Origin of the sequence: Mesorhizobium sp. M7A.F.Ca.CA.004.04.2.1 (assembly GCF_004022825.1) — a bacterium.
In the GTDB taxonomy this organism is placed as follows: Bacteria; Pseudomonadota; Alphaproteobacteria; order Rhizobiales; family Rhizobiaceae; genus Mesorhizobium.
The window spans coordinates 1-11815 of the sequence record NZ_RZPH01000065.1 but is presented as its reverse complement, the minus strand read 5'-3'; the positions used below and the strand labels follow the sequence as shown (position 1 = coordinate 11815).

The following is an 11815-nucleotide window of genomic DNA, read 5'->3' as shown; positions in this document are numbered from 1 at the left end:
CGCCAAGGCCACGCTCGGGCAATCGGCGACGCCCGAAACGGTCGCCGCGTTCCAGCGGGAAATCGGCATCGATCGCCCGCCTGTCGAGCGCTACTTCGTTTGGGTCGCCCAGATGCTCCATGGCGATTTCGGCTCTTCGTTTGCGAGCCGCACCGGATATCGGCGTACCGTGGCCGAGATCATCGCACCACGCCTCTACAACACGATGTTCCTTGCAGCGGTGACTGCGCTGATAGCTGTTCCTCTGGCCTTGGGGCTTGGCATTCTGGCTGCGCTGTACCGCAACGGCTGGTTCGACCGGCTGGTGAATGTCGCGACACTGACAACCATTTCATTCCCGGAATTTTTCGTCGCCTATATGCTCGCCTACCTGGTGATCTCGCGCGACACGTTCATCGGATCCGATTTCGCTCAAACGCTGCCTCATTGGCTCACTGTCTTGCTGAACTGGATGCTCAATGCGGTTCCCAAATTTCCGACATTGTCGAATGTGAACGATCAGACGCCATTTTGGGAGCATCTCTGGAAAGTCGCCCTGCCGGCAATCACGCTTACGCTGGTAATCGTGGCCCACATGATGCGCATGACCCGAGCGGCCATCATCAACATGCTGGCAAGCCCCTACATCGATATGGCGCGCCTCAAGGGAATGTCCCCGATGGTGATCGTGCTGAGGCATGCCCTGCCCAATGCCTGGGCTCCGATCGTCACTGTGGTGGCGTTCAACCTGGCGTATCTCATCGTCGGAGTGGTCGTGGTCGAGGTCGTTTTCGTCTACCCCGGCATCGGCCAGCTGATGGTTGACGCGGTGAAATCCAGGGATGTTCCGGTTGTCCAGGCCTGCGCCCTGATTTTCGCCGCGACTTACATCCTTCTCAACCTGCTAGCCGACATTATTTCCATCGCCACCAATCCCAGGCTCTTGCACCCACGATGACCAGATCCGAATCTGTCGCGGCGGTTCAAAGGCTGAGGCGCTCGCGTGCCACCCGGGCGAAAACTGCGCTGAAGAAGGCACCGTTCAGCGCATGGTTCGGCATCGTCGTGATCCTCGGCTACGTCTTTGTTGCGGTCTTCGCGCACTGGATAGCCCCATATGGCGAGACGCAGGTTTTCAGCGAAGCCTTCGCGCCGTGGAGCCAGGAGTTCAAACTGGGAACCGATCAGCTCGGCCGCGACATGCTCACCCGCTTGATCTACGGTGCGCGCAATACCATCGCTATCGCGGTCGCGACCACGTTACTGTCCTTCGCGGTCGGCGTCTCGCTCGGCCTTCTTGCCGCATTGTACAGGGGGTGGCTCGACCAGATCTTGTCGCGTGCAGTGGACGTGCTGATGTCAATCCCGAGTCTGATCTTCGCGCTGGTGCTGCTGACGATCTTCGGCTCGTCGATCACGAGCCTGATTGTCATCATTGCGCTTCTGGATTCCACCCGGGTCTTTCGGCTTTCTCGCGCCGTCGGGCTTAACGTGGCGGTGATGGAATATGTCGAGGTGGCACGATTGCGCGGCGAGGGACCGAAATGGATCATCGCCAAGGAAATCCTTCCCAATGTCATGCCGCCACTGGTCGCCGAGTTCGGCTTGCGATTCTGCTTCGTCTTCCTGACAGTCGCGGCGCTGTCGTTTCTCGGCGTCGGTATTCAGCCGCCGACGGCCGATTGGGGATCAATGGTGCGCGAGAACGCGACCCTGATCACCTACGGCGATGTCACCCCGCTACTTCCGGCCGGCGCGATTGCTCTCCTTACCGTGTCCGTGAATTTCGTGGTGGACTGGTTCCTGCAAGCAACAAGCGGGTTGCGGGATGAAAAGTAGCGGCCCAGGCCCACGCGAAAAAGGAAAGGATCTGCTTCAAATCCGCAATCTGCATGTGGAGGGGTTCTCGGATGAGCGGTGGCATCCCATTGTCCACGGGGTCGATCTGACGCTGAAGCGGGGCCAGGTTCTTGGGCTGATCGGAGAGTCAGGCGCCGGCAAGTCTACCATTGGCCTTGCCGCAATGGGTTATGCCAAGCCGGGCTGCCGGATCACGCAAGGCTCGGTCCTGTTCGACGGGATTGATCTTCTGGCAGTCAATGAAAAAGGGCGCCGTCGCCTCAGGGGCTCCCGCATTGCCTATGTCGCGCAAAGCGCGGCTGCCTCTTTCAATCCGGCACATCGGCTCTTGGAACAAACCGTCGAAACCGCGGTGGCGCATGGACTTGCCGGCCGGGAAGAGGCGAACCGGAGCGCCGTCGATCTTTATCGACGCCTTCAACTCCCAGAACCGGAGACCATAGGCTTTCGTTATCCTCATCAGGTCTCCGGCGGGCAGTTGCAACGGGCAATGACAGCGATGGCAATGGCTTGTCGTCCGGACCTCATAATATTCGACGAGCCAACAACGGCGCTCGACGTGACCACGCAGGTTGAAGTTCTAGCTTCCATTCGCAACATCGTGGAGGAACTCAGCACCGCTGCAATCTATGTGACGCATGACCTGGCGGTGGTGGCGCAAATGGCGGATCGTATCATGGTTCTGCGCCACGGACGTACCGTGGAGGAGGCAGACACACGCCAGATGCTGGCCTCACCCAGCCAGGAATATACAAAAACGCTCTGGGCCGTACGCAAGCTCGCCAAGCCCGAAGTTCCAGCCGATGACTATCTGCTGACGATAGACAACGTTACCGCGGCCTATGCAGGAAAGGTCAAGGTGCTCCAGGATGTCTCCATCAAGGTTCCGCGCGGAAGAACCGTGGCTGTGGTCGGCGAATCCGGTTCGGGGAAATCGACGCTCGCTCGAGTCGTCACCGGCCTTTTGCCGCCAATTTCAGGCTCGATTTCTTTTGCCGGCCAGCTTCTTTCCACGGGCCTGAAGACGCGGCCGAAAGAGGTCCTGCGCCGCATACAGATGATTTATCAGATGCCCGACAACGCCCTGAATCCGCGCCAAACGGTCGAAGAAGTCATAGCTCGGCCGCTCGAATTCTACCTCGGCCTTAAGGGCGCGCGGAGGGATCGCCGGATCGGCGAACTTATGCACATGGTCGAGATGAGCGAAGATTTTCTGGAACGCCTGCCTGGCGAGCTGTCGGGTGGCCAAAAACAGCGCGTCTGCATTGCCCGGGCGTTGGCTGCCGATCCGGAGCTTATCATCTGCGACGAGATCACGTCCGCGCTCGACCAGATCGTCCAAGAGGAAATTCTCAAGCTTCTCATACGTCTCCAACGTGAACTCGGAATGAGCTACATCTTCATTACCCATGACATTGCTACGGTGCGCGCGATAGCCGACGAAATCGTCGTCATGCACCGCGGCAAAGTCGTCGAGCAGGGATTGAAGAGCGAAGTTCTCACGCCACCGCACGCGGCCTATACCGAACGGCTTTTGTCCTCTGTTCCGGAAATGAATCCGGACTGGCTGACAAGGCTGCTGGCCAGCCGGAAGATCTGACGGATCGGCTATCCGCGCCCGGCATGTTCCTCACTGTCAGCTTCCTGGAGCGCTAACGCTGCTCGATCAGCGTCTTCGCCGCATCTTTCCCCACCGAGAGGATGCGATCGGACAATTCCGTTCCGCCCACGGCGCGGGCCATTTGCAGCGTGCCGAGGAGCGTTGCGAAGACAGCCAGCGCCACGCCCTCCGGATCCTTGGCCTGCGGTAGCGCTTGCGCCAACTGGCGCACCAAAGCCAGCAGGTGGTCTGTATAGGCTTCACGCGTCTCAGGCGGCTGACGGGCGAGCTCCGGCAGCAGCGCGGCTGACGCGCAGCCCTTTCCGGGATTGTCCCGGTGCTCGGCCGACAGATACGTGCCGATGGCCATCTCCACGCCCGAAGCTAATGCTTCTGCCAGTTGCTGCGCCTGAAGCTCCATCGCCGCCGCCACGCTTTCGCGGACAAGCTGCGCCTTGGATTGAAAGTGCGGATAGAAGGCGCCGTTCGTCAGCCCGGCGTCGCTCATGATGGTCGCCAGTCCGGACGCGGCGATGCCGTCGCCGCGAAAGCGTTCTGCCGCGACCTCCAGGATCCGTCCGCGCGAGGCGTCCTTCCGGCCCTTTTCGTAGCGCATGGCTGCTATTCCTTTCTGCTATTGCATTATGAGTGTAATCTGATATTACGACTGTAATTCAACGGGCGCAAAAAAGCTAGCCCTCATGATTTTGGAGCACGAAATGAATGCGAATTCCGAAAAAACCGCTGTTGTGACGGGAGCCTCTTCGGGCATTGGCCGCGCCAGTGCCGAGGCTCTGGCAAAGGCGGGGTTCACAGTCTTCGGAACCAGCCGGCGCAAGGCCGACAACGGCCCGGACGGGGTGACCATGCTGGTTTGCGACGTGACCGACGGTGAGGCCGTTGCCGCACTCGTTTCTACGGTGCTGTCGCAGACCGGCCGGATCGACCTCTTGGTCAACAATGCCGGCGTCGGCCAGCTTGGAGGCGCCGAGGAATTCTCGATTGCACAGGTGCAGGCCTTGTTCGACGTCAATCTGTTCGGCGTCATCCGCATGACCAATGCGGTGCTGCCGTCGATGCGGCGGCGTGGCGAGGGGCGCATCGTCAATATCGGCTCTGTGCTGGGACTGGTGCCGGCGCCGTATTCAGCGCATTATTCGGCGGTCAAGCACGCGCTCGAGGGCTATTCGGAATCGCTCGACCACGAGGTTCGTGCCTTCAGTATCCGCGTCTCGGTCATCGAGCCGGCATTCGTTCGCACTGTCTTCGACCAGAACGGGATCCAACCGGATTCGCCGTTGCAGGAATACGATCAGGCTCGAGCTACGCTGGAAGCGCTGCTTCGCGATGTGATGCCTGTCGCCGATCGGCCCGAAGTGGTGGCGCAGGTGGTCGTCAAAGCAGCGACCGATGCCCGTCCGCAACGGCGCTACACCGCCGGCAGGGCAGCGCGCCAGGTCAGCCTGCTGCGTCGCTTTGCTCCCGCGGGGATATTCGACAAGAGCCTGCGCAAACAGTTCCGCCTGCCGGTTTGAACAACAGCGAGCAGAGGATTTTACGCACATGCGACTGGCAACGACAACACGATTGGCCAGCCCCCGCAAGGCGGAGGTGCCAAGCATGACACATGGGTTCAAGCGGTCGCCCCACTTACGGGCATCGTTCCAGGACACGCCAACGCACTCCGTCGATGTCGGCGGCACGGCATTCGTCTATCGGCAGCTCGGACCAAGGACGGGCGTGCCGGTAATCCTGCTGAACCATCTCGGCGCTCAACTGGACAATTTCGATCCACGCATCGTCGATGGCCTCGCCGCGACCCGGTGGGTGATTGCCTTCGACAACAGGGGCGTTGGTGCTTCAGGCGGCAAAACGCCGTCACGCATCGCCGAGATGGCACGGGATGCGGTCGCCTTTGTCCGGGCGCTGGGGTTCGATCAAGTCGATCTCTTCGGTTTCTCGCTCGGCGGCTTCGTGGCGCAGGAGATCGTGCTGACCGAGCCCAGGCTTGTGCGCAAGCTCATCCTGGCCGGCACCGGGCCGGCCGGCGGCCAAGGCATCGACAAGATGACGCCACTGACGATCGTGGACATGATCAAGGGTGCGCTGACTTTTCGGGATCCGAAATACTATCTGTTTTTCACCAGAACGGTGAACGGGCGCCGCGCCGCGAAGGCGTTCCTGCAGCGGCTGACAGAGCGCAAGGCCGACCGCGACAGGCCGATATCGCTTAGCGCGTTCGGCGCGCAACTCCGGGCGGTGAAGGCTTATGGACTACAGGCGCCGCAAGATTTGAGCGTCATCCGCGTCCCTGCGCTGATCGCAAATGGCGATCACGACAGGATGGTGCCGAGCGTCAATACCCACGATCTCGCCCGCCGCATTCCGGGGGCGCAATTGGTGATCTATGCGGATGCCGGCCATGGCGGGGTGTTCCAGAACCACGCGAATTTCGTTCCGAAAGCATTGGCCTTTCTCGAGGCCTGACACCCCTCACCGGGCGGCTTTCGTCCCGAACATCAACAATCTCTCAGAAAGTCACTGCCATGAAGGCATTCGTCGTCGACAAATACAGCAAGAACGGCACGCTGCGGCTGGCCGAAATGCCGGAGCCGAAACTCGGGGACAGTGATGTCCTGGTCGAGGTCCACGCCGCGGCGGTGAACCTGCTCGATTCCAAGGTCAAAACCGGAGAGTTCAAGCTGATCCTGCCCTATCGCCGGCCGTTCATCCTGGGTCACGACGTGGCCGGGAGGGTTGTCCGCGTGGGATCGAAAGTCCGCAAGTTCAAACTCGGCGACGACGTCTATGCGCGGCCGCGCGATGGCCGGATCGGGACGTTCGCCGAGTTCATAGCCATGGATGAAGCCGACGTGGCCCTGAAGCCCGGGAACCTCAGCATGGAGGAGGCGGCCTCGATCCCGCTGGTCGGCCTGACCGCCTGGCAGGCGCTCATCGAAAGGGCCAGCCTGAAGAGGGGACAGAAGGTCTTCATTCAAGCCGGATCCGGCGGCGTGGGGACATTCGCCATCCAACTGGCAAAGCATCTCGGCGCGACCGTTGCGACCACCGCCAGCGCGGCGAGTGCCGGTCTGGTCAAGGGGCTCGGCGCCGATGTCGTCGTCGACTACAGGAAAGACGATTTCGAAAAAGTCCTGTCGGGCTACGACGTCGTCTTGAACAGCCAGGACGCCAAGACACTTGAAAAGTCACTGAATGTGCTGAAACCGGGAGGCAAGCTCATCTCCATCTCCGGCCCACCGGATCCGGACTTCGCCAGGGAAAAGGGACTGAACATGGTGCTGAGGCTGGTGCTTCGCCTGCTGAGCCGCGGTATTCGAGCGAGAGCCAAGCGCCGTGGCGTGACGTTCTCGTTTCTCTTCATGTGGGCGCAGGGCGAGCAGTTGAGCAAGATCGCATCGCTCATCGAAGCCGGCGCGATCCGCCCGGTCGTCGATCGGGTCTTTCCCTTCGAGGCGACCAACGAGGCGCTGGCCTATGTCGAAACAGGACGCGCCAAGGGCAAGGTCGTCATCAAGGTCCGATAGCAACTCAGCTGCGATCGAGGTCAGCCGCGCCGGGCTGCATCGATCGCCGCGACGTCGATCTTCGTCATCTCCATCATTGCATCAAAGGCGCGTTTGGCTTCCTCGCCGCCGGCCGCCATGGCCTCGGTCAACGTGCGCGGCGTGATTTGCCAGGACACGCCCCATTTGTCCTTGCACCAGCCGCACGCGCTCTCCTGGCCGCCATTGCCGACGATGGCGTTCCAGTAGCGGTCGGTTTCCTGCTGATCGTCGGTGGCGATCTGGAACGAGAAGGCCTCGCTCTGCTTGAATGTGGAGCCGCCGTTCAATCCGATGCAGGGAATGCCGGCAACGGTAAATTCGACCGTCAACACGTCGCCTTTCTTGCCGGACGGAAAGTCGCTCGGCGCACGGTGAACGGCGCCCACCCTGGTGTCGGGAAAGGTCTCCGCGTAGAAGCGAGCCGCAGCCTCGGCGTCCTTGTCGAACCAGAGGCAAATCGTGTTCTTTGGCATCGTTGGCATTGCGTGTTCCTTTCGGTGTTGGGGTCGGCGGAGGTCAGCCCAGCAAATTACGTGCCGTGCGCATGAAGATCCTTGACCCGATCGGGATCAGGTCGTCGGGAAAGTCATAGTCGGGATTGTGCAAGGCAGGGTGCCGCTCGCCTGCACCGAGGAAGAACATCGCCGACTTGGCACTGTGGCCGAACAGGCCGAAATCTTCAGAGGCGCGCATCGGCAGGGCTTCTTCGCCGTGCGCGACGCCCTCTTCATCAAGTGCGCGCCGCAGATGCTCCACCGCGTCCGGCGCGTTGACGCTGGCGACGAAGATCTCGTGATAGTCCCAGCGGACGGAAAGGCGATGCTCGCCCGCGATCCTGGCGACCAGTGCTTCGGCAGCAGCGCACAGGTTTGCCATGCGCTCGTCACGCCGGGTGCGCAGCGTGGCCCACACCTCGGCGTGAGCCGGCGAGATGCCGAACACGGCTTCGCCCATCGCGGCATGGGTGACCGTCAGCATGGAGAAGCCGTCGTCGGCGAAGGTCCCGCGCCCGAGCGCCGGCAGCGCCGGCATCAGCTCACTGATCGCCAGCATCGGCGAAATGCCGGTCTCCGGCATGGACGAATGGGCGGTCTTGCCCTCCAGCACGATGCGCATGCCGCGTGAAGCACAGTTGACCACGCCGGCTTTGAGCCGCACCTCGCCAAATGGCACGCCGGGCAGGTTGTGCAATGAGAAAGCGAAATCCGGCGCGATCTCGCCGAAGCGCGGATCGGCGACGACACCTGCCGCGCCATTGCCGGTTTCCTCCGCCGGCTGGAACATCAGCACGACGCGGCCGCTTGCAGGCCTTTCGCGCCCCAACTGACGGCCGAGGGATGCCAGGATCGCGGTGTGTCCGTCATGGCCGCACATATGCGACTTGCCCGGCACGCGCGACGAATGCGGTACGCCTGAAAGTTCTTCGATAGGCAAGGCATCGAGTTCCGATCGGAACAGCACCGTCGGCCCCGCTTTGCCGCTGTCATATATGGCCGCGACGCCGTGCCCGCCGAGTTGTGTCAGCACCTTGTGCGGCCCCGTATCGGCGAGGAAGGCGACAACCTCCCTTGCCGTCTTCTCCTCTTCATTCGAGATTTCCGGGGCCTGGTGCAGCTGGCGCCGCCACGCCGTTAACTCGACGATGTCTCGGTTGGTCAGAGTCATGCCTTTTTAGCCTCCGCTGCATCCTTCATTGACACGCCCAGTCACAGGGGGTGTCGATGATGAATTGCTAGCGATAAAGGGCAGTTCCCGCCACAGTCCAAGTTTCAGGCTTCGGCAGGCCAGAAACGACCCGTTCTCCCGGCCACCCCCCAGCCTATTGATTGATTTCGGGTTCGACGAGCTTTGCCAGATTTCTGAGCGACTCCTGCCAGCCGAGATAGCAGGCCTCGACCGGAATGACGTCCGGAATGCCGGCCTGGGTGATGTCGATTTCGGTGCCGACCGACACTTTTTTCAAGATCACGGTGACCCGGATCTCGCCGGGCAGATTGGGATCGTCGAACCTGTCGGTGTAGAGCAGGCGCTCGCCCGGGACGAGTTCGAGGTACTCGCCGCCGAAGGAATGGCTGTCGCCCGTGGTGAAATTGCGGAACGACATCTTGAACGTGCCGCCGACCTTTGCCTCGAAATTATGAACCGTGCAGGTGAAGCCGTTTGGCGGAAGCCACTTGGCCAGCGCGTCCGCTTCAACGAAGGCGCGATAGACCTTTTCCGGGCTGGTCGTCAGAACGCGGTGCAAACGCACGGTGCCGGGCATATGCTGGATCCTTTCATAAATGCCTGTTCGATACCCCAAGGACGAACGAGGCGTAACAAGTCCGACATTGGTTTGCGAATTTTTTGACGGGATGCGGCCTGCCTCCCCCGCGGGCATGCCGTTCGATGCCGCGCCTATCAACACGAAGCTCGGGCGAGGCGGCGGGCGAACTGCACCGGCTCTGGAGCTGGCGTTCACCTGCTAAATCGGGTTCCTGAGCCATCTTGTTGTTCAGGCGCGGTTTTGCCGATTGGCGGGAAAGGCCGCGCGTCCCGGTCAACGCTTCGAACGCCGCGAAATAGGGTAGCGCGTCTTTGCCGTCCATGTGCCGATCATTAGAATTTGCATTTGATCAGAGTTGATTTCCTATCAGGCCGTTAACGCGGCCATGCTGTTAATCAGCATTTGCTAATGAGTCTTTCGAACCCGAGGCAAGCAATGACCAAGAATCTCGGCAATGCACGTCATACGCCGGCGAAGGACCTGCAGGTCTCCCTTCTAGGCAAAGCCGCGCCGGCACTGTTTCCGCTGGTCGTGGCGGCACTGGGCTACATGGTTGGCAAGCAGTTCTTCGGCATCTAGGCGCGCAGTTCCGTTCTCCCAAACGTTTCGGCGGACCGACCATGTCAACGCGCGGACCGCCGTTTGCATTGCAGCGGCGTGTCGCCGGACATCAACGTCAAACATGCACGTCGCCAAAGGACAGTTCGCCGTCGTCATCGGCCGTGAAAAAGACGATGGCAAGCAACCCGACATAGAATGCGGCCACAACAACCACGATCGCCACACCGGGAACGGGGCCAAGGGCGGCGCTGTCCACGGCTTGGCGAAGCGAGCCGGCAAAGCCGGTCCTGACGCCCACGGTTTGAAGGCTGGGTGTGGATATCTTGAGCACCCAGGCCAGCCAGAGGATCAGGAACAGGTAGATGTAATTCCGCCGCAGCCGACGGGCTAGCGCGACGCGCTGCGACAGCAGGAATTTCGGCGCGCGCAGGCCTTCGCCGACGATGAGCAGCCAGTCCGAGGCGAAGTCGGGCTGTGGGGAAAAGATCTGCGCGAAATAGTGGCGTTCGAACTGGCGTACGCGCGCCCGATAGAAATCGAAGAACCGATAGCGGCGCGCCTCGATCCACAGCAGCAGCAGGATCAGCAGCATGGCGAACAGCAGCACGCCGTGATGCGCACTGGCCGTCGAGAGTGATACCGAAAGCAGCGCCGCCACCACCGTGATTGCCCAATTGGTCGTCAGGTCGAGCCGGTCGCGCCATCCCGCCATGCGAGCGATCTCGGCGCGGTGGAAATGGGACAGCGTGTTGACGCGCTCCGCCGATGAAAGGACGGGGCCAGCGGGCTGTGCCGACGCATCGTTCATGGCATCCTCCGGCAAGGAACAGAACAGTTTGCCGGCAACATCGTTCCAAGACGCGTCACGCAAGAGCGGCATCGGCCACTCGTGATCTATCTCGGCTGCACGGCCCTTGAGAATCCTTCAGCCTTTAGCAACATGGCGGTAGGACTGGGAGCGCGAAGATGAGCAAGGCCATTTCCACCGCATCATCGAGGGTCCCGCGCAACACGCCGATGGCGCTGACCGAGGCGTTGGTCGCGCGCACCATGCGTGCTGTCGAGGATGCCGGGCCGACGCCGGGCATGGTTCACATGACCGATGCCGACTATGCGCGCATCCGCGACGAGGTGCTGGCCGGCGCTCCGGCCGGGCCGCTGAAACTATTTGCCTATGGCTCGCTGTTGTGGAAGCCCGCCGGCGAGGTGAGGGGCGGAGAACGCGCGGTGGCCAGCGGTTGGCATCGTTCGTTCTGCTTCACGGTGCAGCGTTTTCGCGGCACGGTCGAGCAGCCCGGCCTGATGATGGCGCTCGATCGCGGCGGCCAGTGCCAGGGCATGGTGTTCGAGATCGCGGAACCGGTGGCGGCTAACCTCGAAGCGCTCCTGCGCCGCGAAATGACCATCCTGCCCGCCGTCAACGTGCCGCGCTGGCTGCAGGTCAGGACCGAAGGCGGCCCATGTCGCGCGCTTGGCTTCGTCGTCGATCCCGCCAATCCGCGTTATGCCGGCAAGCTCGACAAGCAGGCGATCGCGGCGACGCTGGTGACAGCCGTTGGTCATTGGGGCTCGGGCGCGCAATATCTTTTCGAGACGATCCGCCACCTCGAAGCCTGCGGCATCCGCGACCGCAATTTGTGGCGGCTGCAGGAACTGGTAGCCGAAGAGATCGGGCTAACATCACAACTCACCCGTCCCTGAGCCATACCAGCATCTCGCCGGGCTCGCGGTTGTCCCAGGCGAAATAAGGAATGGCGGTCAGGCGCGTCTCGGCGGTGGCCGGCGGCTCGGGCCTGTAGAGCCCGTCCCGCCACCCGTCGGCGGCATCGGCAAGTGCCGCGGTCGACAGCGTCACCACGCCGCCGAGAAGTTCCGGCCGGTGCTGCGCTTCGATGGAGGCCGTCCGCGGCAGCGTCAGGCGATGCGGCTGGCTGTCATTGTCTGATGCCTCGACGCAATAGATCAGCGGGCCGCGCGACA

13 protein-coding genes and 1 pseudogene are annotated in these 11815 nt (G+C 61.8%); 8 read left to right on the top strand and 6 right to left on the bottom strand.

The genetic code is table 11. The features are described from left to right. The 3 genes from EN893_RS05215 to EN893_RS05205 all read left to right on the top strand — a co-directional run. A partial coding sequence (locus tag EN893_RS05215) for an ABC transporter permease (protein WP_164900723.1) occupies window positions 1–937 on the top strand: 937 nt, incomplete at its 5' end. After that, window positions 934–1818 (top strand): ABC transporter permease, encoded by an 885-nt coding sequence (locus EN893_RS05210; protein ID WP_127268722.1) that lies wholly within the window; start codon window positions 934–936, stop codon window positions 1816–1818. The genes EN893_RS05215 and EN893_RS05210, both read left to right, overlap by 4 nt. Further along, a complete protein-coding gene (locus tag EN893_RS05205) occupies window positions 1808–3439 on the top strand; it encodes an ABC transporter ATP-binding protein (RefSeq protein ID WP_127268723.1) in 1632 nt (543 codons plus the stop codon). Before EN893_RS05210 ends, EN893_RS05205 begins: the two co-directional genes overlap by 11 nt. Before the next feature lie 52 nt (window positions 3440–3491). Here the strand turns inward: EN893_RS05205 and EN893_RS05200 are convergent, their stop codons facing one another. Further along, window positions 3492–4055 (bottom strand): TetR/AcrR family transcriptional regulator, encoded by a 564-nt coding sequence (locus EN893_RS05200; RefSeq protein WP_127268724.1) that lies wholly within the window; start codon window positions 4053–4055, stop codon window positions 3492–3494. 103 nt (window positions 4056–4158) lie between these two features. On the opposite strand from EN893_RS05200, the gene EN893_RS05195 reads away from it, so the two are divergent. From EN893_RS05195 to EN893_RS05185, 3 genes are all read left to right on the top strand, one after another. After that, window positions 4159–4974 (top strand): oxidoreductase, encoded by an 816-nt coding sequence (locus tag EN893_RS05195; protein ID WP_127268725.1) that lies wholly within the window; start codon window positions 4159–4161, stop codon window positions 4972–4974. Between the two features lie 85 nt (window positions 4975–5059). Then, entirely contained in the window at window positions 5060–5926 is an 867-nt protein-coding gene (locus EN893_RS05190; protein ID WP_127268726.1) for an alpha/beta hydrolase, read from the top strand. A gap of 59 nt (window positions 5927–5985) precedes the next feature. After that, a complete protein-coding gene (locus tag EN893_RS05185) occupies window positions 5986–6987 on the top strand; it encodes an NADP-dependent oxidoreductase (protein ID WP_127268727.1) in 1002 nt (333 codons plus the stop codon). A 20-nt stretch (window positions 6988–7007) separates the two neighbouring features. Here EN893_RS05185 and EN893_RS05180 read toward each other — a convergent pair whose 3' ends face one another. From EN893_RS05180 to EN893_RS05170, 3 genes are all read right to left on the bottom strand, one after another. Beyond that, the gene (locus EN893_RS05180) at window positions 7008–7481 is read right to left on the bottom strand and encodes a VOC family protein (protein ID WP_174800353.1); all 474 of its coding nucleotides are present in this window, start codon (window positions 7479–7481) and stop codon (window positions 7008–7010) included. Between the two features lie 43 nt (window positions 7482–7524). Beyond that, window positions 7525–8673, bottom strand: coding sequence for an amidohydrolase (locus EN893_RS05175; RefSeq protein WP_127272573.1), 1149 nt, complete (start codon window positions 8671–8673; stop codon window positions 7525–7527). 154 nt (window positions 8674–8827) lie between these two features. Beyond that, a complete protein-coding gene (locus EN893_RS05170) occupies window positions 8828–9271 on the bottom strand; it encodes an SRPBCC family protein (protein ID WP_127272572.1) in 444 nt (147 codons plus the stop codon). Between the two features lie 438 nt (window positions 9272–9709). On the opposite strand from EN893_RS05170, the gene EN893_RS05160 reads away from it, so the two are divergent. Then, complete coding sequence (locus tag EN893_RS05160; protein WP_127271038.1) at window positions 9710–9853, top strand: hypothetical protein; 144 nt, start codon at window positions 9710–9712, stop codon at window positions 9851–9853. A 97-nt stretch (window positions 9854–9950) separates the two neighbouring features. Here the strand turns inward: EN893_RS05160 and EN893_RS05155 are convergent, their stop codons facing one another. Further along, complete coding sequence (locus tag EN893_RS05155; protein WP_127271036.1) at window positions 9951–10643, bottom strand: DUF2270 domain-containing protein; 693 nt, start codon at window positions 10641–10643, stop codon at window positions 9951–9953. A gap of 158 nt (window positions 10644–10801) precedes the next feature. Between EN893_RS05155 and EN893_RS05150 the strand changes: the two genes are divergently transcribed. Further along, on the top strand, window positions 10802–11536 hold the full coding sequence (locus tag EN893_RS05150; RefSeq protein WP_127271035.1) for a gamma-glutamylcyclotransferase: 735 nt from the start codon (window positions 10802–10804) through the stop codon (window positions 11534–11536). Here EN893_RS05150 and EN893_RS05145 read toward each other — a convergent pair. Next, window positions 11523–11815: pseudogene (locus tag EN893_RS05145) on the bottom strand (glycoside hydrolase family 127 protein); the annotation flags it as partial. The gene EN893_RS05150 and the pseudogene EN893_RS05145 sit on opposite strands and share 14 nt — an antisense overlap.